The sequence below is a fragment of the Sphingomonas sp. BGYR3 genome (assembly GCF_025153455.1).
Lineage (GTDB): Bacteria > Pseudomonadota > Alphaproteobacteria > Sphingomonadales > Sphingomonadaceae > Sphingomonas.
Genome location: NZ_JANZNT010000001.1, coordinates 328,757 through 354,036 on the forward strand (window position 1 = coordinate 328,757; position 25,280 = coordinate 354,036).

General features: G+C 65.8%; 18 protein-coding genes. 16 read left to right on the forward strand and 2 right to left on the reverse strand.

Going from position 1 to position 25,280, the window contains the following annotated elements; all coding sequences use genetic code 11:
- The first annotated feature begins 27 nt into the window (after positions 1–27).
- From NYR55_RS01485 to trxA, 8 genes are all read left to right on the forward strand, one after another.
- Entirely contained in the window at positions 28–3,312 is a 3,285-nt protein-coding gene (locus tag NYR55_RS01485; protein WP_260019482.1) for a TonB-dependent receptor, read from the forward strand.
- A 173-nt stretch (positions 3,313–3,485) separates the two neighbouring features.
- Positions 3,486–5,744, forward strand: a complete 2,259-nt coding sequence (locus NYR55_RS01490) for a PAS domain-containing sensor histidine kinase (protein WP_260019483.1) — start codon at positions 3,486–3,488, stop codon at positions 5,742–5,744.
- Complete coding sequence (gene tsaE, locus NYR55_RS01495) at positions 5,741–6,184, forward strand: tRNA (adenosine(37)-N6)-threonylcarbamoyltransferase complex ATPase subunit type 1 TsaE (protein WP_260019484.1); 444 nt, start codon at positions 5,741–5,743, stop codon at positions 6,182–6,184. Before NYR55_RS01490 ends, tsaE begins: the two co-directional genes overlap by 4 nt.
- Positions 6,181–7,155 (forward strand): phosphotransferase, encoded by a 975-nt coding sequence (locus NYR55_RS01500; RefSeq protein WP_260019485.1) that lies wholly within the window; start codon positions 6,181–6,183, stop codon positions 7,153–7,155. The genes tsaE and NYR55_RS01500 overlap by 4 nt, the downstream gene beginning before the upstream one ends.
- A 6-nt stretch (positions 7,156–7,161) precedes the next feature.
- Positions 7,162–7,917, forward strand: coding sequence for a nucleotidyltransferase family protein (locus tag NYR55_RS01505; RefSeq protein WP_260019486.1), 756 nt, complete (start codon positions 7,162–7,164; stop codon positions 7,915–7,917).
- A complete protein-coding gene (gene addB / locus NYR55_RS01510) occupies positions 7,910–10,903 on the forward strand; it encodes a double-strand break repair protein AddB (protein ID WP_260019487.1) in 2,994 nt (997 codons plus the stop codon). Before NYR55_RS01505 ends, addB begins: the two co-directional genes overlap by 8 nt.
- 22 nt (positions 10,904–10,925) lie before the next feature.
- A complete protein-coding gene (addA, locus tag NYR55_RS01515; RefSeq protein ID WP_260021517.1) occupies positions 10,926–14,327 on the forward strand; it encodes a double-strand break repair helicase AddA in 3,402 nt (1,133 codons plus the stop codon).
- A gap of 38 nt (positions 14,328–14,365) precedes the next feature.
- A complete protein-coding gene (trxA, locus tag NYR55_RS01520; protein ID WP_260019488.1) occupies positions 14,366–14,686 on the forward strand; it encodes a thioredoxin in 321 nt (106 codons plus the stop codon).
- A gap of 24 nt (positions 14,687–14,710) precedes the next feature.
- Here trxA and argJ read toward each other — a convergent pair whose 3' ends face one another.
- On the reverse strand, positions 14,711–15,931 hold the full coding sequence (gene argJ / locus NYR55_RS01525; RefSeq protein ID WP_260019489.1) for a bifunctional glutamate N-acetyltransferase/amino-acid acetyltransferase ArgJ: 1,221 nt from the start codon (positions 15,929–15,931) through the stop codon (positions 14,711–14,713).
- Between the two features lie 110 nt (positions 15,932–16,041).
- Here argJ and NYR55_RS01530 point away from each other — a divergent pair, with 110 nt between their 5' ends.
- Together NYR55_RS01530 and secA are read left to right on the forward strand one after the other, a co-directional pair.
- Positions 16,042–16,323, forward strand: a complete 282-nt coding sequence (locus tag NYR55_RS01530) for a hypothetical protein (RefSeq protein ID WP_260019490.1) — start codon at positions 16,042–16,044, stop codon at positions 16,321–16,323.
- Positions 16,324–16,436: 113 nt separating this feature from the next.
- Positions 16,437–19,172, forward strand: a complete 2,736-nt coding sequence (gene secA, locus NYR55_RS01535; protein WP_260019491.1) for a preprotein translocase subunit SecA — start codon at positions 16,437–16,439, stop codon at positions 19,170–19,172.
- Between the two features lie 93 nt (positions 19,173–19,265).
- Here the strand turns inward: secA and NYR55_RS01540 are convergent, their stop codons facing one another.
- A complete protein-coding gene (locus NYR55_RS01540) occupies positions 19,266–19,850 on the reverse strand; it encodes a hypothetical protein (RefSeq protein ID WP_260019492.1) in 585 nt (194 codons plus the stop codon).
- A 279-nt stretch (positions 19,851–20,129) separates the two neighbouring features.
- On the opposite strand from NYR55_RS01540, the gene pyrH reads away from it, so the two are divergent.
- The 6 genes from pyrH to NYR55_RS01570 are packed head-to-tail and all read left to right on the forward strand — an operon-like array spanning position 20,130 to position 25,248.
- The gene (pyrH, locus tag NYR55_RS01545; RefSeq protein WP_260019493.1) at positions 20,130–20,852 is read left to right on the forward strand and encodes a UMP kinase; all 723 of its coding nucleotides are present in this window, start codon (positions 20,130–20,132) and stop codon (positions 20,850–20,852) included.
- Between the two features lie 29 nt (positions 20,853–20,881).
- Positions 20,882–21,439, forward strand: coding sequence for a ribosome recycling factor (gene frr / locus NYR55_RS01550; RefSeq protein WP_260019494.1), 558 nt, complete (start codon positions 20,882–20,884; stop codon positions 21,437–21,439).
- Between the two features lie 59 nt (positions 21,440–21,498).
- Complete coding sequence (gene uppS, locus NYR55_RS01555; RefSeq protein ID WP_260021518.1) at positions 21,499–22,167, forward strand: polyprenyl diphosphate synthase; 669 nt, start codon at positions 21,499–21,501, stop codon at positions 22,165–22,167.
- An 8-nt stretch (positions 22,168–22,175) separates the two neighbouring features.
- Complete coding sequence (locus NYR55_RS01560; protein WP_260019495.1) at positions 22,176–22,952, forward strand: phosphatidate cytidylyltransferase; 777 nt, start codon at positions 22,176–22,178, stop codon at positions 22,950–22,952.
- A complete protein-coding gene (dxr, locus tag NYR55_RS01565) occupies positions 22,952–24,109 on the forward strand; it encodes a 1-deoxy-D-xylulose-5-phosphate reductoisomerase (protein ID WP_260019496.1) in 1,158 nt (385 codons plus the stop codon). The genes NYR55_RS01560 and dxr overlap by 1 nt, the downstream gene beginning before the upstream one ends.
- Positions 24,106–25,248, forward strand: a complete 1,143-nt coding sequence (locus tag NYR55_RS01570; protein WP_260019497.1) for a M50 family metallopeptidase — start codon at positions 24,106–24,108, stop codon at positions 25,246–25,248. The genes dxr and NYR55_RS01570 overlap by 4 nt, the downstream gene beginning before the upstream one ends.
- Positions 25,249–25,280: the final 32 nt, after the last annotated feature.

The following is a 25,280-nucleotide window of genomic DNA, read 5'->3' on the forward strand; positions in this document are numbered from 1 at the left end:
CGCCTGGCAGTCGGAACGAGCCTTGCCATGGTCCTGGCATCCGGCGCGATGGCGCAGGACCTGTCGGATACTGCTGCTGCGGTCGATCCAGAGACCGCTGACGATGCAATCATCGTTACCGGCAGTCGCCTTGCTCGCGATCCGAACGCGGTGGCGCCATCGCCCATCAACGTCATATCCTCGGCGGATATCGCTGCGAACGGCAGTCAGGACGCGACCGCTGCACTGCGCCAGATCCCGGCACTGATCTCATCGCGGACTGTGGCTGACTCCATCGAGCGCCCGGGCGGCGGCGTTGGGCAGGCCACGCTGGACCTGCGTCAGCTGGGTGCCAACCGCACGCTGGTCCTGGTCGACGGGTATCGCCACGTATCCGGTGTCGCCGGATCCCAGACCGTGGACGTGTCCACTATTCCAACCGCCCTGATCGATCGCGTTGACGTGCTGACCGGCGGCGCTTCCGCCGTGTACGGTGCTGATGCGGTGACGGGCGTGGTAAATTACATCCTGAAAAAGGATTTCGAGGGGCTGCAGCTGAATGCCCAGTCCAATTTCGCCACTTCAGGATCAGGCGGCGGCCAGTCGGTCGACCTGACCTATGGCAAGAATTTTATCGATGGTCGCGGCAATATCACCTTCTCGGCCGGCTACACATTGGAGCAGGAGGTCTTGTTCGGCGATCGTCCGTTCACGCGGGACAATGGTCGCGGCAATAACAGCACGACGTATCAAAACCCGCTGCTGCGGTTTCAGCGCGGCGATATCGATCCGGCGTCGATGCCGAATTTCGCCCGCCGCTTTTCCTCGGCGCAGGGCCGCCTGCCGTTCGGCTATGTCATCCCGTTGCCCGGCACGGCTGCATACAACCAGCTGTTTCCGACGGGGACTAGCCCGACCGCAGCGGAACTGTCGTTGATCAACCGCGCGCTTGCCGCACCCAGCTTTGTCATCCGGCCGGACCCCCGGTTCGGCATCAGTTCGGGTCAGGGCCTGATCTTCCGCGCGGACTACGGCTTCTTCAACGCTGATATCAACAACAACGGCGTCAATGATTGCCGGGAAAGCTATATCGGTCTTACCGGCTTCGGCGGCGGCGGTTGCTATGTCTCGACGCCGGGCGGCGGGGTAAAGATTTTTGAGGACGGCGTTGTCTCGACGGGTTCGAACCAGTTTGGCGGCGATGGCGCGGTAGAGCGGACCAACCAGACGTCGTTGGTGCCGCAGAGCGAGCGCATTTTCGCCAACCTCCGGCTGACCTATGATTTCTCGCCTGGTGCAGAGTTTTTCCTCGACGCCAAATATGCGCGGAACAACACGGTTTCGCGGAACAATTACAACACGTTCTATGACAGCTTGTTGATCAGGAGCGACAACCCGTTCATTCCCGCTGCGCTGCGTGCCGATGCTTTGGCAGCGGAGGATGCTTTGGGGAACGTAGACGCCAATGGCAATCCCGTCACCGGCCTGCGCGTCAGCCGCGACTTTCTCGACCTTGGGCCGAACATCCAGCGGGCAGAGCGCGATACCTACCGCGTTGTGGCCGGCCTGCGCGGCGAAGTGACCAGCAATCTCGATTACGAACTGGTCGCCAATTACGGGCGGACCGACAGCGCGGTCAGCCAGTCGAACTCGGTTCTTTATGACCGGCTGTTCGCGGCATTGGACGTGGTTACAGGTCCCAATGGACAGCCAATTTGCCGGTCAGACATTGACCGTAATTCGCTCTATCCGGGCAGTGAAGTGTTCCCGGTCATCGCACCGGGTTATTTCACGTTCCGTCCTGGGGATGGGCAGTGCAAGCCGGCAAATATTCTGGGTGGCGAAAATTCGCTGAGCCCGGAAGCGGTTGCGTTCATCACGACGCCGACGACCGACCTGTTCGGGCTTGAGCAGTTCGTCGTTTCGGCAACGATCAAGGGTGACACCAGCGGGTTCTTCAATCTGCCCGGCGGACCGGTTCAGTTTGCGGTGGGTGGCGAGTATCGGCGCGAGGAATCCTCGTCGCGTTTCAGCGACTTTGAGCTGGGCATTCTGCCCGAAGGATCGCCGGCCGGTCCGGCGGGCACGTTCATCGGCGATGTGTCGCCCAACCAGTCGTTGCTGTTCGATGCGTCCACCCGCACGTTGAACACCGGCGGCTCGTTCGACGTGAAGGAAGTGTTCGGTGAAATCTCGATTCCGCTGCTCGCCGATGTCCCGCTGTTCGATGAACTGACGATCGACGCTGCGGGGCGCTATGCCGATTATTCCACGATCGGCGGTGCGTTCACATGGACGGTCAACGGTATCTGGGCGCCTGTTCAGGACGTTCGGGTCCGGGGAACCTATTCCCGGGCCATTCGCGCACCGAACATTGCCGAACTGTTCAGCCCTGCACAGGGTGCGACATTCCGCCCGTCGGATCCGTGCGACGTGGTCAACCAGAACGCCACCCCCAATCGCCTGCAGAACTGCATCGCAGAGGCAACTGCGCTTGGCATCCCCAACGCCGCAGCGTTCATCGCGGGCTATAGCGACCCGCTGACCGCTCGTTTTTCGGGGACCAGCGGTGGCAACACTGCGCTGAAGGAGGAATCGGCAACGACCTGGACGGCGGGCGCTGTTATTCAGCCGCGCTTTCTGCGGGGGCTGACCATTTCTGCCGACTATTATTCGATCAGCATCGAGGATGCGATTGCGGTGGTCACGGCGCAGGACATTGTCAACACCTGCTACGACAACGTGACTTTCCCGAATCAGTTCTGCGATCTGTTCGAACGCAATGGTCCAACTGCTGGCGCAACAACCTTCGGCTTTAACTTCCTGCGTCAAACGCAGCTGAACTTTGGCCGGATCGAAACGTCTGGCGTGGATTTCACGGTCAACTATGCCTTTTCGCTGGGCGATCACAATTTCAACCTTCGCGGTGGCGGCAACTGGACCGAGAAGGTCGACCGGTTCTTTGATCCGGTCGACACCACGCTGGTCAATCCAGGGCTGAATGAACTGGGGGCACCGGAATGGTCCGGCCTTGGTTCGTTCACCTATGGCCACAAGGGCTTCGGCTTCAACTACACCGTTCAGTATGTCGGGCGACAGGCACTGGCGACGGTGATTCAGATCGAACGAATTGACAGGGAGTTTGGTGCAGCCGGCTGGGCACGGGAGTATTTCGTGCACAACGCGTCCATCAGTCTGAAGGCGAATGACCAGTTCACGCTCAATTTGGGCCTGAACAACATTACGGACGCAAAGCCCTACCTGGCCAGTTCGGCCTATCCCGTGAACGGGATTGGCCGGATGGCCTTTGTGGGGATCCAGGGCGCCTTCTAAAGCAGCTTGATCCAATCGTAGTTGGGGGGGCGGGCATTTTGTCCGCTCCCCCATTTTTGTTTGGCCACGGGGTTAAATCTCGTTGCCTGATCAAATCCTTCGCCTAGACGGTCGCGCTGTGGCATCAGGGTGGCGGGATGTTTGACAGCGGTGTTTTGGCGATTGCTGGGGGCGTGGCCGCGGCCGTTCTGGTCGGCGGCGGCTTCATGCTGCATCGCGGACTGGTGGCCGCCCGGTCGGCTCGTCTGCTGATTGCCCAGCACCGGCGTAGCAACGCGCTGATTGCGGCGGCGCCGATGGCCTGGGCGCTGGTCGATACGGACGGGCGGCTGCAGGCGGATGGCGCGCTTGCCGTCCGGCTGGGTCTGGATGTCGTTCCTGATACGCTGACGGCGCTGGCCGCGGACGATCGGTTGTGGAGTGCCGAAACGGGCGCTCGACTGGTCGATGCGGTGAACATGGCCCAGCGGTCCGGCCGATCATTTGAGTTATCGCTGGAGATGAGCGACGGCAACCGATTTGTGAACCTGTCCGGGGATCGTTCGCCGGTCGCAATGGGTACGCCGGGCGCTGTGCTGATCTGGTTCCACGACGACAGCGTGGCGCAGCGGTCCCTGCGGCAGCAGACGGTGGCCGCAGAGGATTGGCGAGCGGCATTCCACGCGGTCAACGATCTGATCAACGCGGCCCCCATGCCGATGTGGCTGCGCACTGCCGACCTGCAACTGGCGATGGTCAACCGCGCCTATGTCGAGGCGGTGGATGCCGACAGTGCTGCGGACATCGTCGCGCGGCAGATCGAGCTGGCCGAAGTCAGCGGACGTGAAGGACCCATTGCGCAGGCGGCAACCGCGCGGGACGGCAACAAACCCGTGATCATCGCCGCACCGGCCACGATCCGGGGTGAGCGGCGGATGCTGCGGTTCCAGGTCCTGCCGCTGGCGGACGGGATGACGGCCGGCTTTGCCGTCGACATCGATGATCTGGAGCAGGCGCGCGGCGCGCTTAAGCGGTTTGGCGAGGCGCAGCGGGCGATGTTCGATCGCCTGTCCGCCGGCGTTGCCCAGTTTGCTGCTGACCGGACACTGGTATTCTGTAACCAGCCGTTTCGCCGCATGTTCGCCATTCGCCCCGAATGGCTGGCCGACCGCACCGAATTCGACCGCGTGCTCGACCGGATGCGCGAGGCGCAGCGGCTGCCCGAGGTGCGCGATTTCCCAAGCTGGAAGGCGGAGCGTCGGGAATGGTTTCTGGCCGATGATGGCGGGATCGAGGAAAGCTGGCACCTGCCCGGGGCGGCGCATCTGCGCGTGCTGGCCCAGCCATTGCCCGATGGCGGGCTGCTGGTGGTGTTCGAAGACCGGACGGAGCAGGTCCAGCTGGCCAGCGCGCGGGACACGCTGTTGCGGGTGCGTACGGCCACGTTCGAAAACCTGTCCGAGGCGCTGGGCGTATTTGCCGCCAATGGCCGCATCCAGTTGTGGAACACCAAGTTCGCGGCAACGCTGGCCATCGACCCTGAAACCATGACGAGCCATCCGCGCGCGGACATGCTGGCCGCCAAGTTGCGGCCGCTGCTCGCCAAGCCGGGTCAGGCCGATCTGATTGCCGTGCTGGTCAAGTCCGCGACGCTGGAGCGCGCGCAGCGCGGCGGCACGCTGGCCATGGCGGACGGTCGGGTGCTTCAGTTGAATGCCGTGCCGCTGCCGGATGGCAATGCGCTGCTCACCATGATGGACATGACCGATTCCCTGCGCGCGCAACAGGCGCTGGAGGAACGGAACAAGGCGCTCGTGACCGCCGACCGGATCAAGACCGATTTCATGGCGAACATGAGCTATGAACTGCGCACGCCGCTGACCACCATCGCCGGGTTCGCCGAAATGCTGGATGCCGGATATGGCGGCGCGCTGAACGATGCGGGGCATGAATATACGCGCTCGATCCTGACTGCGTCGGCCCGGCTGGGCACGCTGATCGACGATGTGCTGGACCTGACCGCCAATCAGGATGTGGAGCCGGAACGTGCGCCGATGGCGATGGAGCCGGTGGCGCGGGCCGCGGCAGAGGCGGTGGCCGCACTGGCAACCGAGCGCGGTATTCAGGTCGAAGTCGATATCCAGCCTTCGGCCGGGGAGATCCGCGGCGATGCGCGCCGGGTTCGTCAGGCGGTGGAACATCTGATGCGCCATTCGATCAGCGGCCTGCCATCGGGCGCGCGCGTGCTGCTGCATCTGGACGGCACGACCCGGCGGACGCGCGTCGTCGTGGCCGATGACGGGCCGGGCGACGAAATGCCGTCGCGGCCGGGGTCGGGCGACCTAGCCCTGCCGCTGGCACGTCAGGCGATCGAGGCGCATGGCGGCACGCTGAAACTGGTGGCGCGACCGGGCGAGGGCACGATGCTGACCGCGGAATTGCCCCGCGGATGATGCTTCCCGACGAAACGGCGAGCGAGGCGCTGGGCCGGACGCTGGCGGATGTGGTGATGGCGGGGGACGTCATCGCGCTGTCAGGCCCCCTTGGCGCGGGCAAGACCAGCATCGCGCGCGGCTTGCTCGCCGGACTGGGCCTGATCGGGGAGGCACCGTCGCCCAGCTTTGCGATCGTTCAGCCCTATGCCCCGCCGGAAGTGCGGATGCCCGTTCTGCACATCGATCTGTATCGCCTGAACGATCCCGACGAGGTCGAGGAACTTGGCCTTGATGAGGCGCGACAGGATCATGCGCTGATCGTCGAATGGCCGGATCGGGCGGGCGTGCACGCCTGGCCAGACGCGCTTCGCCTCATGCTCGATTTCGCACCTGGCGGCGGGCGTGCCTTGACAGCGGAGGTGCCGGACGGTTGGACACGGCGATGGCCCTTTCCATGATTCCGCCGCCGCATGCCGATGCGTTTCTGGACCGTGCTGGCTGGACCGGTGCTGCCGTCCTGCCGCTGGCTGGCGATGCGTCGTTCCGCCGTTATTTCCGCGTCGTGCGCGATGGCGAGACAGCGGTCCTGATGGACGCCCCCCCTCCGCATGAAGATCCGCGTCCGTTCATTGCCATTGCGCGCTGGTTGCAGGAACGCGGCTTTGCCGCGCCGCGCATCCTGAGCGAGGATCTGCCGGGCGGGCTGGTCCTGATCGAGGATTTTGGCGACGCGCTGATGCGGGCGGTCGTGGAAGATTCAGAGGCGGAGGAAGAGCGGGTTTACGCTGCCGCTGTCGATCTGCTCGTCGAATTGCGCTCGGCGGGTGTGGCCGATGTGCCGGTCTATGACCGCGCCGTCTATCAGCGGGAGGCCGCGCTTCTGCCCGAATGGTATTGCCCGGCGGTGGGCATTGAGAGCGATCCGGCCGGTTATGCCGCGGCATGGGACGCGGTGCTGCCACTGGTGCTGAACCCCGCGCCGGTCGTCACGGTCCTGCGCGACTACCACGCAGAGAACATCATGCTGACCGGTGGCGGTTCGGCGCTCGGCCTTCTGGATTTTCAGGACGCGCTTGCCGGTCATGCCGCCTATGACCTTGTCTCGCTGTTGCAGGATGCCCGGCGCGAGGTCCGCCCTGAACTAGAGGCACGGATGCTGGCGCGGTACAAGGCAGCGACCGGGGAGGGCGATGCATTCGATGCGGCCTATCATGTTCTGGGGGCGCAGCGGAATGCGAAGATCATCGGCATCTTTACCCGGCTGTGGCAGCGGGATGGGAAGCCGCGTTACCCGACCTTGTGTCCGCGCGTATGGGCGTATCTGGAGCGCGATCTTGCGCATCCCGCGCTGGCCCCGGTTGCGGCATGGTTCGATCGGGTGATCCCGCCCGCCCTGCGCGGCGATCCGATCGTGATTGCCGGTGCCTGACCGCCGATGAGCACGCATGTGACGATCCGCCCGGAACTGGACGTCCGGGTTCCCAAAACCGCGATGGTGATGGCGGCGGGTCTGGGCAAGCGGATGCGGCCATTGACCGCTACGCGGCCCAAGCCGCTGGTCGAGGTGGCGGGCAAGCCGTTGATCGACCATGTGTTCGATCGCCTGCGCGCAGCCGGCGTCCGGCGCGCCGTCGTCAACGTCCATTATCTGGCCGACGCGCTGGAAGCGCATCTGACCCGCCGGGTCGAGGGGATCGAGATTGCCGTGTCCGACGAACGGGCGCAGCTGATGGAAACCGGCGGCGGGCTGGTCCAGGCCCGGCATCTGATCGGCGATGACCCTTTCCTGTGCGTCAACAGCGACAATCTGTGGGTCGATGGGCCGTTCGACACGATCCGGGCGCTGATGCAGCAATGGGACCCGGCCCGGATGGACGCCCTGTTGCTGATGGTGCCGCTGGCGCGGGCGCATAATCACGGCGGGCAGGGGGATTTCCATCTGGACGCGCATGGCCGGATCACCCGCCGGCGGCAGGCCGGGCGGGTCGCCCCCTTTGTCTTTACCGGCGTTCAGATCCTGTCCCCGCGCGTCATCCGCGATTGGCCGAACGGGCCGTTCAGCACCAACCTGTTCTGGGAACGCGCGATCGCCGAGGGGCGTGCCTGGGGGATGCCGCATCAGGGCCTGTGGTTCGATGTCGGCACCCCGGCGGCGATCGCCGCGACCGAGGCGGTGCTCGCCAATGGCTGACCGGGCGCGCCCCGGCCTGTACACCATTCCCATTCACCGGGCCTTTGCCGACGCGCTGGCCGATGGCCTGCTTCGCCGGTTCGGGGACGATCCGATGATGCTGGCCCGCACGCTGGTGCTGGTGCCCAACAATCGCGCCCGGCGATCGGTGAGCGATGCGTTTGTCCGGGCCAGCGGTGGAGGACTGCTGCTCCCCCGGCTGGTGGCGATCGGCGATCCCGAACTGGACGAGGCGGTGGGCGTGATGGCCGATCCCGCCGATGCCGACGACCCGCCGCCCCCGGCGGTCGACCCGCTGACCCGGCGGCTGATCCTGGCGCGGCTGGTTCAGGCGGCGCAGGCAAAGGCCGGTCGTGCCATCGATGCCGTGGAGGCCATGCGCCTGGCAGGGGAGCTTGCCCGGACGCTGGACCAGTTGCTGATCGAGGAACTGAGCCCGGCCGCGCTGGATGCCATCGAGCTGCCCGATGGCCTGTCGGAACATTGGGAGCGGTCGCTGGCGCTGTTCCGCGTGGTGGCCGACCAATGGCCGCGCGAGCTGGAGCGGATGGGGCGCATTGACCTGGCCCGGCGGCGCGCGCTGCTGATGGACGGTCTTGCCCGTCGCTGGCGGGCCGAGCCGCCGGCAACGCCGGTCTGTGCGGCCGGGATTACTGCGTCAGCGCCGGGGATCGCCCGGCTCCTTCGCGTGATCGCGGAGTTGCCGCAGGGCATGGTGGTGCTGCCGGGACTGGCGACCGAGATGGACGCCGAACAGTGGCAGGCGCTGGGGCCTCACAAGCCCGATCCCGATACCGGCCGTCGAAAACCGTCCATCGAAACGCATCCCCAGTTTCACCTGAAGCTGCTGATCGATCGGATGGGCGTTGCGCGCGAGGAGTTCCGGCTGTGGCGGGGCGGCAGCGAACATGACGCGGCGCCCCAGCGCAGCCGCGCCGTCGCCACCGCCATGGCCCCGCCTCGCTTTACCGAGGAATGGATCGACAAGCGCCCCGATGAGCGGCGCCTGGCCGGCGTGGCGATGGCCAGCCTGCCGACACCGGCGGACGAGGCACAGGCCATCGCCCTTGCGCTACGGGAGGCGCTGGAGGAACCCGGCCGCACCGCGGCGCTGGTGACGCCGGATCGCGCGCTGGCACGCCGGGTTGCCGCCCATTGTCGGCGTTGGGACATCATCGTTGACGACAGTGCGGGCCAGCCGCTGTCCATCCTGCCACCCGGAACGCTGCTGATCGCTCTTGCCGAGGCGGTGTCAGAGCGCTTTGCGCCGGTGCCGCTGTTGGCGCTGCTGAAGCATCCACTGGTTCGGGCCGGTGAGGATCGGCTTGCCTGGCTCGAGGGGGTGCGCGCCCTGGACCGGGCGCTGCGTGGTCCGCGACCGGCAGCGGGCCTGGCCGGGATCGACCGTCATCTGGCGGAGCCGGCCGCCCGTCGAGAGGAAACCGAACTGCGTCAGCGGGCGGCGGCGTGGTGGCAAACGGCGCGGCCGTTGCTGGAACCGCTCGCCAGCATGGCCGATGGCGGTCCAGCGCCGCTTCGCGTGCTGCTGGCTGCCCTGCGCGAAGGGGTGTCGGCGCTGGCCGGGGATGCCGTATGGGCGCGGGCCGATGGCCGGGCGGCGGCCGAACTGATCGGCGCGCTGGAGGCAGAGGGCGATCATGGCCCGGCGCTGATCGAACCGGGGTCGCTGCCCGCAATGCTGCGGCTGTTGATGGACGAACAGGCGATCCGCCCGCCACAGGGCGGGCATCCGCGCATCGCGATCCTGGGTCTGATCGAGGCGCAGTTGCAGACGGCCGACCTGATGATCCTGGGCGGCATGAACGAGGGCGTCTGGCCGGCCCGGCCGGCGCCCGATCCATGGCTTGCCCCGCGCATCCGCGCCGAGCTTGGCCTGCCGGGCCTGGAGCGGCGGATCGGCCTTGCCGCGCATGACCTGGCCGGGGCGCTGGGCGCGCCGGAGGTGATCCTGACCCGTTCGGAACGGGATGCGACCGCGCCCACCATCCCTTCGCGCTTCTGGCTGCGGCTGGAGGCACTGACGGCGGATCAGCGGGCGGCGGCGGAGCGCACGCGGGCGGCGATGCTGACTGCGTGGACGCAGGCGATCGACCGCCCGGCTGCGCATCGCCCCGCCGGGCGACCGGCCCCGGCCCCGCCGGCGGCAAACCGGCCACGCCGGATCAGCGTCACTGAAGTCGACCGGCTAAAGGCCGATCCCTATGCCTTTTACGCGCGCCGGATGCTGCGGCTGGAACCGCTTGATCCGGTGGACGCGGATGTCAGCGCCGCATGGAAAGGGACCGCCGTCCACGCCGCGTTCGAACGCTGGGCCAAACAGGATCTGGCGCGCCCTGATCGGTTGCGCGATCATGCCGAGGCGCTGTTTACCGCCGAAACCACCCATCCGATGATGCGGGCGCTGTGGCGACCCCGTCTGATGGAGGCGATCGCATGGATGACCGATCAACTGATCGCGCAGCAGGCCGCCGGTCGCAGCGTGCTGGCCGTCGAACAGGGCGGCAGCATTGAATTTGAGGGCGTGACCCTGACCGGACGGTTCGACCGCGTTGACCGGGATGCACAGGGCAGATTGATCGTCATTGACTACAAGACCGGGATGCCGCCATCGCCCCGCGCGATCCGTGCGGGGTTCAGCTTTCAGCTGGGCCTGATCGGGCTGATGGTCGAACGCGGCGGCTTTGCGGGCATTGGCGGGGATGTGACCGGGTTCGAATATTGGTCGATGGCCAAACAGGGCAGCAGCGGGCAGTTCGGGTACATCGACAGCCCGGTCGATCCGGCCAAGCGCGATCCCATTTCATCCGAGGATTTCGTGCCGACCGCGGCAGCGGGTTTTGCCGATGCGGTGCGCCATTGGCTGACCGGCGATGAACCATTCAAGGCAAAACTGCATCCCGATTATGCCCGTTATGCTGATTACGATCAGTTGATGCGCCGCGACGAATGGTGGGGCCGTGAGTAACCTGCGCCCGCTGCCCGTCCTGATGGATGAACAGGCGCGTGCCACCGCGCCGGACAGCCATGTCTGGCTGTCGGCATCCGCAGGGACCGGCAAGACGCAGGTGCTGTCCGCCCGCGTATTCCGCCTGTTGCTGGCCGGCGTTCGCCCAGATGCGATCCTGTGCCTGACCTTTACCAAGGCAGGTGCGGCCGAGATGGCGGAGCGGATCAATGCTCGCCTGGGCGCATGGGTCCGGATGCCCGAGGCGATGCTGCGCAAGGAGCTGTTCGCGCTGGGCGAGGATCATCTGTCGCCCGCCTTGCACGCCCGTGCACGAACGCTGTTTGCCGAGGTGCTGGATGCGCCCGGCGGCGGCATCCGCATTCAGACGATCCACAGTTTCTGCCAGAGCCTGTTGGCCGCCTTTCCGCTGGAGGCGGGGCTGATGCCGGGGTTCCGGCCGCTGGAATCGCGGGAGGAAGCGGTGCTGGCCCGCGATGCGCTGGCGGCAATGCTGGTGGAAGCAGAGGCGGCGGGCGACCGCACGGTGCTGGATGCGGTTGCAGCATTGAGCCTGAGGCTGGGCGAGGGGGGGGCGGAATCGTTCCTTCGCTCTTGTGCCGCTGCGCCAGAGGCGATGGATGCCCTGCCCGATCCGATTGGCCCGTGGCTGCGCGAACGATTGTCGATCCCGCCCGGCGACGTCGAGGCGGCCATCGCCGCCGAATGTTCGACCGAATGGCTGGGGCTGGCCGAGCTGGCGCGGCTGAATGCTGAGTGGGGCACCAAAAAGGGGCTGGAACGGGCCGATCGCATCGCCGCCTGGCTGGCGCGCAGCCCCGCCGACCGGGCGGCATCGCTTGGCGACCTGCACCTTGCCTGGGCGCGCAAGGATGGCGAGCCAGGATCGACCGCCAAGGGGCAGGTGCCACAGGTGGATGGCTATCCCGACCTTGCCGCACGGTTGTTCGACCGGTGCAGCGGGCTGATCGGGTTGCGCGCGCAGGCAAGGTTCGCCGATCTGCTGGCCGATGGCCTGGCTGCCGGACGGCGCTATTCCGACGGGTATCGAGCGGCCAAGCGGCGGTTGGGCGCCGTGGATTTCAGCGATCTGATCCGGGAAACCGGCCGCCTGTTGCAACAGCCGGGGATCGGCGAATGGGTCCGGTACAAGCTGGATCAGGGCACCGAACATATCCTGATCGACGAGGCGCAGGACACCAACTGGGACCAATGGTCGATCATCCGGGCGATGGCCGACGAGTTTTTTGCAGGTGAGGGCCAGCAGGCGGCGGGCACCCGCACCCTGTTCACCGTCGGTGATTATAAACAGGCGATTTTCGGGTTTCAGGGGACGGACCCCCTGAATTTCGCGCTGGCCCACCGCCATTTCGAGCGGCTTGCGGAACCGGATATGGCGGTGGAGCGGGATGCGCCGCAGCTGCCGTTCGAAACCCTGGCCCTGACGCATAGTTTCCGGTCGGCGGAACCGATCCTGACGTTCGTCGACCGGGCGATCGCAGTGCTGCCGGACGGAGCGATGGGCCAGTTTTCGGACATCAAGCCGCACGGGACCCATGTGCAGGGGCCGGGGCTGGTCCGGCTGTGGCGGCCCGTGACGCAAGGCGGCACGGAAGAGGGCGAAGAAGGCTGGGTGGACGATGCCACCCGGGCGCTTGCCAAGCGGATCGCCGGATGGCTGCGCGACGAGATTGCGTCGGGCAGGGTCGAGCCGGGCGAGGTCATGATCCTGGTGCGCAGTCGGGGCGAGCTTGCCGCGCTGCTGGTCGCGCGCCTGTATGAAGCAGGCGTGCCGGTTGCCGGGGTCGACCGTCTGCGGCTGAACGCGCCGCTGGCGGTCCGCGACCTGTTGGCCGCCATTCGGTTCGTCCTTCAGCCGGACGACGACCTGTCACTTGCCAGCCTGCTCGTCTCTCCGCTGATGGGGTGGAGCCAGCAGGAATTGCTCGACCATGCGGTGCGCAGCGACCGGGTGACGTTATGGCGTCATCTGCGCGACACCGCACCGCCAGAGCGGATTGCGCCGCTCTATGCGATACTGGCCCAAGCCGATTTCACGACGCCGCACCGGTTCCTGGAACAGATCCTGTCCGGCCCGATCCAGGGGCGGCTGCGCCTGCTGGAACGACTGGGCGAGGAGGCGCGCGATCCGGTGGAGGAGCTGCTTTCCGCCGCGCTTCAGTTCGAGGGGCTGGCAACGCCCAGTCTGCAGCGGTTCATCGACTGGTTCGACCGGGGCGAGGTCGAGGTGAAGCGGGACGCCTCCCAACCCGGCAATGCCGTGCGGGTGATGACGGCGCACGGGGCCAAGGGGCTTCAGGCGCCGTTGGTGATCCTGGCCGATGCGACGTCCGATCCCGACCGCAGGCCCGACCGCGGGTTTCAGTGGGAAGTGGAGCCGGGGATCAAGCTGCCCCTGTTCCGCCCCAAAAAGGACGAGCGGGGCGAGGCGCTGACCAGCCTGATCGAAGCGGCAGGGCGGCGCGAGCTGGAGGAGCATTGGCGGCTGTTCTACGTCGCGGCGACCCGCGCCGAACGGGAGCTGGTGATAGCCGGCGCACTCGGCCCTGCGGCAAAGGGCGAAGTGCCGCGCAACAGCTGGTACGCCCTGTCCGCACAGGCGTTCGACGCGCTGGGCATCCCGCCGATCGAAGAGGGTGCTGCCGAGCGATGCTGGGGCATGGATGGCCTGTCCGGACGGCACAAGAGCAGGGTCGACGAGGATCATGTTCCGGCCACCCGCGCTGACCTGCCCCCCTGGGTCGGCCGGCCAGCGCCAGCCGAGGCGCGGCCGCCACGCCCGCTGGCGCCATCGTCGCTGGGGGAAGATACGGTGGCCGATCCGCCGCCAAGCCCGGCGATGCGCGAGGCCGCAGCGCGTGGCCGACTGATCCACGCGTTGTTCGAGCGGTTGCCGGCGGTTCCGGCCGACCGGCGGCGGGCGGCGGCAGATCGCTGGCTGGACCGGTCGGCGGGCGTTGCCGATGCGGATAACCGGATCGCGATGATCGAGGACGCGATGCGCCTGATCGATCATCCCGACTATGCCGACCTGTTCGCCGCCGATGCGCTGGCCGAGGCACCGATTGCCGCCGTGGTCGACGGGCTGGTCGTTGCCGGTACCGTCGACCGGCTGCTGGTCGGGCCGGACCGGGTGCGGATCATCGATTTCAAGACGGGCCGCCGCGTCCCCGCTAATGTCGGTGAGGTGCCGGCCTATCACCTGAAGCAGATGGCGGCCTATGCCGCTGCGCTGTCCGTCATCTTTCCGGGGCGTATCGTGGATGCCGGCCTGCTCTATACCGCGGGTCCGGCGTTGATCCCGCTCGATCCCGAGCTGCTGGCCCTGCACAAGGCGGCCTTGGGCGATCCGCAGCAAAGCTATGCCGACGCGCTGCTTGAGCCGGGGGCGACACCGTCCTAAGTTGCATTCCAAGCAAGTTGCCAGACAGGAGAAACCCCATGGCCACCAAGGCCGTTTCCGACGCCAGTTTCGAATCCGATGTCCTGACCGCAGAAAAGCCGGTGCTGGTCGATTTCTGGGCCGACTGGTGCGCGCCGTGCAAGATGATCGCGCCCGCTCTGGAGGAGCTGTCGGAAGAACTGGCCGATCAGGTGACCATCACCAAGGCCAATCTGGACGATGCCCCGTCCAAGGCGGCGGAGTTCGGCATCCGGTCGATCCCGGCGCTGATCCTGTTCAAGAACGGTCAGGAAGTCGCCCGGTTCAACCGCGCGGCCCCCAAGCGGGAACTGGCCGCATGGTTGCAGAGCGAGCTGTAATCCGATCCAGCCGGGGCTGAGCAATCAGCTCCGGTAATCGGCGTTGATGCTGATATAGCCATGGGTCAGGTCGCACGTCCAAACGGTCGCGCGGCCTTCGCCCAAGTTCAGGTCGACGCCGATTTCGATTTCGTCGCCCTTCAGATGCGCGGCCACCGGGGCCTCGTCATACCCCTCTACCGCCAGGCCGCCGGTCGCCACCTGTACCCCGCCGAACCGGATGGACAGCTTATCACGCTCGGCCGGCTCGCCTGCCTTGCCAACGGCCATGACGATCCGGCCCCAATTGGCGTCCTCGCCCGCGATGGCGGTTTTCACCAGCGGCGAATTCGCGATGCTGAGCGCGATGCGGTGGGCGCTGGCGTCACTGGCTGCGCCCTCCACATCCACCCGGATGAACTTCCCCGCACCCTCGCCATCGCGGACGACCAGGTGGGCGAGTTGCAGGCACAGGTCGGCGAGGGCCGCGGCAAACGCATCGGCGCCGTCGCTGTCGTCATCGATCAGGGGCGCATTGCCCGCCTTGCCAGTGGCAAAGGCAAGGACCGTGTCGCTGGTCGATGTGTCGCTATCGACCGTGATGCACGAAAAGCTGGCGCGGTTGGCGGCGCTCAACGCGCGCTGCAGGAACGCCGGATCGATCACCGCATCGGTAAAGATGAACCCCAGCATCGTCGCCATGTCCGGCGCGATCATGCCCGAACCCTTGACGATCCCTGCCAGCGTCACCGTCCGGCCATCCACCACGGCCCGGGTCACCGCACCCTTGGCAAAGGTATCCGTCGTCATGATCGTCGCCGCTGCATCTTCCCAGCCACAGGGCGCGGCGGCAAAGGCGGCGTCCAGCCCCGCCTCTGCCCGGTCGATGGGCAACGGCACGCCGATCACGCCGGTTGAGGCGACGAACACGTCGGATGGCTGGCAACCAAGATGCCCAGCCACCCGCGCGGCAATCGCCTCCACCGCCATGCGCCCGCGATTGCCGGTGAACGCGTTGGAATTCCCCGCGTTGACGACCAGCGCCCGTGCGCGGCCCAGCACCAGCGCATTGCGGCACCATTCCACTTCCGGCGACGGGCATTTGCTTTGCGTCGTCACCCCGGCCACGGCGGTGCCGGCATCCAGTTCAATATAGGTCAGGTCGCACCTGTCCCAATTCTTATACCCGGCACGGGCGATGCGCGGGACGGCCCCGGCAATGGCGGGGATTTCCGGAAAGGGGCGGGCGAGCGGTGAATGGTCCATGCCGGGCGTGATTACAGGCTGGAAACCGGGGTGCAAGCCGATCAGCGATTTCCGTTGGACGACAGGTCGTTCGGAAACTATGTCGGACGCTGTGTGTATATACCGCACGGATGCGTAACGAAGGGCGTGCCTTGAACCTGTTGCTGTTGCTGACCGCGTTGCTGACCGGCCTGTCCGGCACGATGGCGGCTGGCCAGCCGATCGGTCACGCCGCGATCGAGGCGCGCCAGCAAACCGTGATTTCGGTGGTGGCTGAGGTGGCGCAGGCGGTGACGTCGCGCCCCTGGCTGGCGCTGATCGGCGGCCCGGTTCCGGCCCTGACGCTGGATGGTGCCGGCGTGATGCTGGGCGATCAGCGGGCGCTGCTGCGCGGCGAGCGCCGCCTGATTTGAGTTTGCGCCGGGGCGATTGACCCCGTTTTTCCGATTAGCCGCGCCGGATGTCGGCGCCGTTCGACCGCGGGGAACGCCTGCGGTCCACTCATGATCACAGACAGGAACACGTCATGTTCGGCGGTATTGCCAAATCGCTCTTCGGATCGTCCAACGATCGCTACGTCAATTCGATGAAACCGCTGGTCGCCCGGATTCGCGACCTTGAGCCGCAGATCCAGGCGCTGTCCGATGAGGATCTGGCCGCACAGACGGTCCGGTTCCGCGAGCGGCTGGCCAATGGCGAAAAGCTGGACTCGATCCTTGCCGAAGCCTTTGCGACGGTGCGGGAGGCATCGGTCCGCACGCTGGGGATGCGCCATTTCGACGTGCAGATGGTCGGCGGCATCACCCTGCACCGGGGTGAGATTGCCGAAATGCGGACGGGCGAGGGCAAGACGCTGGTCGCGACGCTCGCCGTCTATCTTAACGCGCTAGAGGGCAAGGGCGTCCATGTCGTGACGGTGAACGACTATCTGGCCCGGCGCGACGCCGCGGAAATGGGTCGTATCTACGGCTTCCTCGGCCTGACCACCGGCGTCATCGTGCCCAACCTGTCGGATGGCGAGCGCCACGCCGCCTATCACGCCGATATCACCTATGGCACGAACAACGAGTTCGGTTTCGACTATCTGCGCGACAACATGAAGTACGACCGCGAATCGATGGTCCAGCGGCCGTTCAATTTCGCCATTGTCGACGAAGTGGACTCGATCCTGATCGACGAGGCGCGCACGCCGCTGATCATTTCCGGGCCGACGGACGACAAGTCGGAACTGTATGTGTCGGTCGACGCCATCGTGAAGCAGCTTTCGCCCGAGGATTACGAAAAGGACGAAAAGCAGCGTTCCATCGTGCTGACCGAGGACGGGACCGAAAAGGCCGAGCGGATGCTGGAGGCGGCCGGGCTGCTCAAGGGCAGCAACCTGTATGATTTTGAGAACACCCAGGTCGTCCATCACCTGCAACAGGCGATGCAGGCGAACATCATGCGCAAGCGTGAGACGGATTACATCGTCAAGGATGGCAAGGTAATCATCATCGACGAGTTTACCGGCCGCATGATGGATGGCCGTCGCTGGTCCGACGGCCTGCACCAGGCGGTGGAAGCGAAGGAAGGCGTGCGGATCGAGCCGGAGAATCAGACGCTCGCCTCGATCACCTTCCAGAATTATTTCCGCATGTATCCCAAGCTGTCGGGCATGACCGGGACGGCAGCGACCGAAGCGGCCGAATTCTACGACATCTACAAGATGAACGTGGTGTCGATCCCCACCAACGTGCCGGTGCAGCGGGTGGATGAGGACGACCAGTTCTACAAATCGCTGCAGGACAAGTTCATCGCCATCGCCCGCACGATCAAGGAACATGCCGAGCGCGGTCAGCCGGTGCTGGTCGGCACCGTGTCGATCGAAAAGTCGGAACTGCTCAGCGAATATCTGACCAATGAAGGCGTCACCCATTCGGTGCTGAACGCTCGTTATCACGAGCAGGAGGCGCGCATTGTGGCGCAAGCCGGTCGTCTGGGCGCGGTGACGATCGCCACCAACATGGCCGGTCGCGGGACCGACATCAAACTGGGCGGCAACCTGGAATACCGGATCGAGGACGAGCTGGGCGATATGCCCGAAGGACCGGAGCGCGATGCGGCAATCGCCGCGATCCGCGCCGAGATCGAGGCGGAAAAGGCCGAGGTGCTGGCCGCCGGCGGTCTGTTCGTGCTGGGTACCGAACGGCATGAAAGCCGCCGCATCGACAACCAGCTGCGCGGCCGTTCGGGCCGTCAGGGCGATCCCGGCCTGTCGCGCTTCTACCTCAGCCTCGATGACGATCTGCTGCGCATTTTCGGCCCGGACACGCTGTTCGCCAAGATGATGCGATCCAGTGTCGGGGATGGTGAGGCGATTGCCAGCAAGTGGCTGTCCAAGGCGATCGAAACGGCCCAGAAAAAGGTCGAGGCCCGCAATTACGACATCCGCAAGCAGGTGGTCGAATATGACAACGTCATGAACGACCAGCGCAAGGTGATCTATGAACAGCGCGCTGACATCATGGATGCCGAAACGGTGGGCGATGTCGTTGTCGACATGCGCGCAGAAACCGTCAACGCGCTGGTCGGCGAGGCGTGTCCCGTCGGCACCTATCCCGAACAATGGGATGTCGATGGGCTGATGCAGCGGTCGCGCGAGGTGCTGAACGTCGATCCCCCCGTCCGGGAATGGATCGAGCAAGAAGACGGCATCGAGCCGGAAACGCTGGAGGAGCGGATCCGCCAGATGGCCGATACGCTGATCGAGGAAAAGGCGGCCACGCTGGACCCCGAAACCTGGACCCGCGTCGAAAAATCGATCCTGCTGCAGAATCTGGATCATCACTGGAAGGAGCACCTGGCGCTGCTGGATGCGCTGAAGGCGGTCATCCACCTGCGCGCCTATGCCCAGAAGACGCCGATCAACGAATATAAGGCAGAGGCATTTGCCCAGTTCGAGCGGATGCTGACCGAAATCCGCGAGGATGTGACCCGCGTGCTGGCGATGAGCCAGTTCGCCTATGCACCACCGCCGGAATTGCCGGAACTGCCGGATTTCCTGACGACGCATATCGACCCGCTGACCGGTGAGGACGATTCGTACGACGTCGATGGTGGTTCGCTGGGGCTGGTCACCACGCGGCTGCCCCCGATGCAGATTCCCCGCCCGGAACCGCAGGGGGACATTGACCCGGCATTGTTCGTCGGCGTCAATCGCAACGCCCTGTGCCCCTGCGGGTCGGGTCGCAAGTTCAAGCATTGCCACGGGGCGATTGCCTGACGATCCGCCCGCATCGGCTGGATGCACAAAAGAAAAGGCGCGGTGGGAATGATCCCGCCGCGCCTTTCTTGCCTCTGGTGATGCCGGGCTGGATCAGCCGGCGGTCGGCATCCTGACCGTCGGGCCAAGGCTTTCGATTACGGCACGCGCATCGAACGCGCGGACATCGGTCCTCGGCTTCGGGCCCTTGCCCATCACGATTTCGGCCATCGCCTCGTATTTGTTGATCGTGCGCACGTCGATCTGGCGATCCCAGAACGGGTCATACCAGGGGCTCCACGCGCCATAGCCCCAGCGCGGACCGCCAAAGCGCCAGCGCGGACCCCAATAGCCAAAGCCGCCAAAGGCGCCGAAGCCGCCGCCCCAGTCATTAACGACCGTGCGGCTCTGCTTGTCGGTATCGCGATTGGCCAGGACGAAATGGTCATAACCCTGTTCCAGTGTCAGCTGCGCCGACCGATAGAGCAGATACCGTTCCACCGTTTCGCGCGACGTCACGCTGTTGCCCGAAAACATGACCTGGAACCGGTCCGGCTCGATCTGCTGCTCCGAATAGCCGGAGCGCGAATAGCCGCTGCCCGTTGCCGGGCGATAGGGGGTGGGGGTGGCACAAGCGGCCAGCGTGGCGGTCAGCGCCGTCGCCAGGGCCAGTTGCTTCAATCGCTTCAGGGTCGCCATCGTCAATCTCCATTCCGCCGCAGCGCATTCCGGCGGCTCAGAACATCGCACCTGCTATCACGGCAAAACGCGCCGTAACAGTATGCGATCCATCGATAGAATAGGGCACATTGCCGCTGCCTGAATGGTGGCTGACGGCCCATATGGACATCATCGTCAAAAATCCGGCATATCGCCGCCGCGCCAGCTTCCCCGCTTGGCAGCGCGAACGACCGACACTAAGGTCCGCCGCAACCAGCGCCGCCCGGGCGTCCCATTCAGATTGATCGACAGGCATCCATGACTGACCAAGGCTTCAAACGCATCCTCCTGAAACTGTCGGGAGAGGTTCTGATGGGCAGTGGCCAGTTCGGCATTGATCCTGCCACGTGCGAGCGGGTGGCGCGCGAGGTGAAGGCGGCGACCGAAACGGGGCTGGAAGTCTGCATGGTCGTCGGCGGTGGCAACATCTTTCGCGGTCTGGCCGCTGCGGCGCGGGGATTCGACCGGACCAGCGCCGACTATATGGGGATGCTGGCGACGGTGATGAACGCGCTGGCGATGCAGAATGCACTAGAGCAGCTGGGCGTGGATACGCGCGTCCAATCGGCGATCCCGATGGCCAGCGTCTGCGAACCCTATATCCGCCGGCGTGCGGAGCGGCACATGGAAAAGGGCCGGGTCGTGATCTTTGCCGCCGGCACCGGCAACCCGTTCTTCACCACCGATACCGCCGCCGCACTGCGCGCCGCAGAAATGCAGTGCGATGCCCTGTTCAAGGGGACCAGCGTCGATGGCGTCTACGATGCCGATCCCAAGAAGGTGGCGGGTGCCCAGCGTTATGCAACGCTCAGTTTCAACCGCGTGCTGGCCGACGACCTGAAGGTGATGGACGCCAGCGCCGTCGCGTTGTGCCGCGACAACGACATTCCGATCGTGGTGTTCAACATTCGCAGCGAGGGCAATCTGTCCGCCGTGCTGCGGGGCGAGGGCACGCACACGATCGTCCGCAACGAAGCCTGATCAGAACAGAATAGGAAGGAACATCAGCCATGGCCGCTTATGACAAGGCCGATCTGGAGCGCCGGATGCATGGTGCCGTCGAATCGCTGAAGGGCGATCTTAGCGGTCTGCGCACGGGCCGCGCATCCACCTCGCTGCTCGAGCCGGTGACCGTCGAGGTCTATGGCGCCCAGATGCCGCTCAATCAGGTGGCGACGGTTTCCGCGCCCGAACCCCGGCTGCTGTCGGTGCAGGTGTGGGACAAATCCAATGTCGGCCCCGTTGAAAAGGCGATCCGTTCGGCTGGTCTTGGCCTGAACCCGATCACGGATGGCACCACGCTGCGTCTGCCGATCCCCGATTTGACCGAGGAGCGGCGCAAGGAGCTGGCCAAGCTGGCCGGGCAATATGCCGAAAAGGCGCGGGTCGCGGCCCGCAACGTGCGGCGCGACGGCATGGACAGCCTGAAGACCGACGAGAAGAAGGGCGAGATCAGCGAAGACGAGCGCAAGCGGCACGAAACCGAGGTTCAGAAGCTGACCGACGCGACGATTGCGGACATCGATGCCGCCGCCCATGCCAAGGAACAGGAAATTCTGGGCAAGTGAGTTCCGACCCCGCCGGTTCCCAAGGCGCGCCCGCCGTCCCCCGGCACGTTGCGATCATCATGGATGGCAATGGCCGCTGGGCAAAGGCGCGCCGGCTCCCCCGGATTGCTGGCCATCGCAAGGGCGTGGAGGCGGTACGCACCGTTTCCCGCGCCGCGCGCTCGCTCGGCATCGAGGTGCTGACGCTCTATGCCTTTTCGTCCGAAAACTGGCGGCGGCCGGAGGAGGAAATCGGCGACCTGATGGGGTTGCTGCGCCATTTCCTGAAAACCGAGCTGAACGACCTGATCAAGGAAGGGGTGCGGTTGCGCGTGATCGGCGATTATCGCGCGCTGGCCCCCGATCTGGTTACGATGATCGACGATGCGGTCGATCGGACGGCGGCATCGGCGGGCCACACACTGGTCATCGCCCTGAATTACGGGGCACAGGCAGAGATCGTCGCGGCGGCGCGCAAGCTGGCGAAGGCGGCGGTTGCCGGGCGGGTCGACCCGGATGCCATCGACGCCGACCGGTTCGATGACGAGCTGACCACGGCGGGCCTGCCGCCGCTGGATCTGTTGATCCGCACGTCGGGCGAACAGCGGCTTTCCAATTTCCTGTTGTGGCAGGCGGCCTATGCCGAACTGCTGTTCGTCGACACGCTGTGGCCGGATTTCGACCAGCAGGCACTGGCCGATGCCGTCCGCGTCTTTGCCGGGCGACATCGCCGGTTCGGCGGATTGTGATCCGCACGGTGGCCGCTCCTTTAGCCGACCTGTCCGTTCGCGCCGGTGTCGGCCTGGCGCTGGCGGTGGTCGGCATGGCGGTCATCTGGCTGGGCGGCTTTGCCTTCTGGCTGGCGCTGACCGTGGTCGGGCTGCTGATGCTGCGCGAATGGGGCGGACTGACCGAAACTGCGCCGCGGGCGGTATGGTTTGGCCAGATGGCGCTGATGGTGCCGCTGGCGATCCTGTCGCCCTGGGCGGCGGGGCCGGGGTTCCTTGGCCTTGGCCTGATCCTGGGTGCGGCGGTTTTTGCAATGGCGGTGGATCGCCGCCTGTGGCTGTCGGGTGGTATCCTGTATGTCGGGTTGCCCATCCTGGCGCTGCTCATCCTGCGGGATCGCCCGGATGGCATCCTGTTGACGCTATGGGCGATGGCGCTCGTTTGGGCGTGCGATATCGGTGCCTATTTCGCCGGGCGGTTCATCGGCGGCCCGCGCCTTGCCCCGATGGTCAGCCCGAACAAGACATGGGCCGGGCTGGGCGGCGGCGTGCTTGCCGCCGGGCTGTTCGCGGTTGCCCTGTCGCGCTATGGCCTGCCGTCAGTGCTGGCAATGGCCACGCCGATACTGGCCGTGCTGGCGCAGATCGGCGATCTGTTCGAAAGCTGGCTGAAACGACGGGCTGGGGTGAAGGATGCGAGTAACTTGTTGCCGGGGCATGGCGGTCTGATGGACCGGCTGGACGGACTGGTCCCGGTTGCGCCCTGCGCTGCACTGTTGCTCGCTCTGGTGCCGGGCATCGCCTGATGCGGACAGTGACGATCCTGGGCGCCACCGGCTCGATCGGTGGATCGACGCTGGACCTGATCGAGCGCGAGCCGGACCAGTATCGCGTCGTCGCGCTGACCGCCAATCGCGACGTTGCCAAGCTGGCCGAGGCGGCGATCCGCACGCGGGCGCAGCGGGCCGTGGTGGGCGATGCGGCCTGCCTTTCCCAGCTTGAGGCCGCACTGGCCGGTACGGGCATCGAAGCTGCGGGGGGCGCACAGGCGGTGTGCGAGGCAGCGCGCCTGCCCGCCGACTGGATCATGAGCGCCATTGTCGGCTGTGCCGGCCTTGGCCCGACGCTGGCCGCCATCGAGGGCGGCGGCACGGTGGTCATCGCCAACAAGGAGCCGCTGGTTTCCGCCGGCGAGCTGGTGCTGGCCGCGGCCAAGGCGAGCGGGGCCACGATCCTGCCTGCCGACAGCGAACACAACGCCATTTTCCAGTGTTTCGATTTTCAGCGACCCGAACGGGTGCGCCGCATCATCCTGACCGCCAGTGGCGGGCCGTTCCGCGCCTCGACGCTGGAGCAGATGGCGGCGGTTACGCCCGAACAGGCGGTGGCCCATCCCAACTGGACCATGGGCGCCAAAATCTCGATCGACAGCGCAACCATGATGAACAAGGGGCTGGAACTGATCGAGGCGGCCCGGCTGTTCCCCGTGCCGGGCGACCGGATCGAGATCCTTGTCCACCGGCAATCGGTGATCCATTCGATGGTCGATTATGTCGATGGGTCGATCCTGGCGCAGTTGGGGCCCAGCGACATGCGGGTGCCGATCGCACATACGCTGGCCTGGCCGGACCGGATGGCGACCCCCATCGCGCCGCTGGATTTCGCCAGCCTGTCCCGGCTGGATTTCGAGGCGCCGGACGAAACCCGCTTTCCCGCGCTTCGGCTGGCGCGGGCGGCACTGAATGCGGGCGGGGCGCGTCCCGCGATCCTGAATGCCGCCAATGAGGTGGCCGTGCAGGCCTTTCTCGACCGGCGCATCGGCTTTCTTGAAATTGCCGCAATCGTGGAGGAACTCTTGTCCGGCTATGATCCGGCCGCGCCGGACGGCGTCGATGCGGTCATCGCCATCGATGCCGAAGCGCGGGTGCGGACGGACGAGCGGGTGAGGAAGGGCGTTTCTTGAGCGAGAGTCCCGGCTTTTTGTTTTATCTCATCGGCTTTGCGCTGGTGATCGGGCCGCTCGTGTTCCTGCACGAGCTTGGCCATTATGCCGCCGGCCGCCTGTTCGGTGTAAAGGCGGAGGCGTTTTCAGTCGGCTTTGGCAAGGAAGTTGCGGGGTTCACCGACCGACGCGGCACCCGGTGGAAATTCGGCTGGGTTCCGCTTGGCGGCTATGTAAAGTTTGCCGGGGACATGAATCCGGCCGGGCAGCCCAGTCCGGAATGGCTGGCATTGCCGGCTGATGCGCGGGCGCAGACCTTTCAGGCAAAGCCGGTGTGGCAGCGCGCGATCATCGTTGCGGCGGGGCCGGTGACCAATTTCGTCATCGCCGTCCTGATCCTTGGCACTCTTGCCACCTTTATCGGGGTCGAGCGTACGCCACCCGTCGTTGGCGCGGTGGTTGAGGGCAGCCCGGCGGCCAAGGCGGGATTGCAGGTCGGGGACCGGATGACGGCGCTGAACGGCCGCGCGGTATCCAGCTTTGGCGATGTGGCCGCTTATGTTCAGTTGCGGCCAGGCGAGAGGATCGGCCTGTCCATCGATCGCGGGGGGCAGGCGCTGACCCTGCCGCTGACCACCGGGGTGCAGCGGATGCGCGACCGATTCGGCAATGAACATCGCATCGGACAGTTGGGCGTGATTTCGGCCGGACTGGTCTATGAACCCGTCAGCCTGATCGAGGCACCATGGACCGGTGTCGTGCTGGCGGCGAAGCAGCTGCGCGGGATGGTGGACGGGATCGGGCAGATCATCACGGGCAAGCGGCCGATCGACGAACTGGGCGGGCCGCTGCGCATTGCCAAGATTTCCGGCGAGCAGCTCAGCCTGGGCTGGCGGGATGTCGTGATCCTGATCGCCATCATTTCCATCAATCTGGGGTTCATCAACCTGCTGCCAGTGCCGATGCTGGATGGTGGCCATTTGATGTTCTATGCGGCAGAGGCGGTGCGCGGCCGCCCGGTCAATCCGGCCGTGATGGACTGGTCGTTCCGCGCAGGGCTGGTGTCGCTGTTGAACCTGGTTCTGGTCGTGACCTTCAATGATCTTGGCGCATTCGGCGTATGGCGCGGCCTCGCCGGGTTGATCGGCACGGCAGGTTAGGGCAGGGCTGGCGCGCGCATTTGGGACAGATG

Coding starts and splice junctions, on each gene's coding strand:
- secA (WP_260019491.1), top strand. CDS start 16,437: ATGTTCGGCGGTATTGCCAAATCGCTCTTCGGATCGTCCAACGATCGC.
- trxA (WP_260019488.1), top strand. CDS start 14,366: ATGGCCACCAAGGCCGTTTCCGACGCCAGTTTCGAATCCGATGTCCTG.
- tsaE (WP_260019484.1), top strand. CDS start 5,741: ATGATGCTTCCCGACGAAACGGCGAGCGAGGCGCTGGGCCGGACGCTG.
- frr (WP_260019494.1), top strand. CDS start 20,882: ATGGCCGCTTATGACAAGGCCGATCTGGAGCGCCGGATGCATGGTGCC.
- uppS (WP_260021518.1), top strand. CDS start 21,499: ATGGATGGCAATGGCCGCTGGGCAAAGGCGCGCCGGCTCCCCCGGATT.
- NYR55_RS01530 (WP_260019490.1), top strand. CDS start 16,042: ATGCGTAACGAAGGGCGTGCCTTGAACCTGTTGCTGTTGCTGACCGCG.
- NYR55_RS01485 (WP_260019482.1), top strand. CDS start 28: ATGGTCCTGGCATCCGGCGCGATGGCGCAGGACCTGTCGGATACTGCT.
- NYR55_RS01540 (WP_260019492.1), bottom strand. CDS start 19,850: ATGGCGACCCTGAAGCGATTGAAGCAACTGGCCCTGGCGACGGCGCTG.
- NYR55_RS01505 (WP_260019486.1), top strand. CDS start 7,162: ATGAGCACGCATGTGACGATCCGCCCGGAACTGGACGTCCGGGTTCCC.
- addB (WP_260019487.1), top strand. CDS start 7,910: ATGGCTGACCGGGCGCGCCCCGGCCTGTACACCATTCCCATTCACCGG.
- addA (WP_260021517.1), top strand. CDS start 10,926: ATGGATGAACAGGCGCGTGCCACCGCGCCGGACAGCCATGTCTGGCTG.
- NYR55_RS01500 (WP_260019485.1), top strand. CDS start 6,181: ATGATTCCGCCGCCGCATGCCGATGCGTTTCTGGACCGTGCTGGCTGG.
- pyrH (WP_260019493.1), top strand. CDS start 20,130: ATGACTGACCAAGGCTTCAAACGCATCCTCCTGAAACTGTCGGGAGAG.
- dxr (WP_260019496.1), top strand. CDS start 22,952: ATGCGGACAGTGACGATCCTGGGCGCCACCGGCTCGATCGGTGGATCG.
- argJ (WP_260019489.1), bottom strand. CDS start 15,931: ATGGACCATTCACCGCTCGCCCGCCCCTTTCCGGAAATCCCCGCCATT.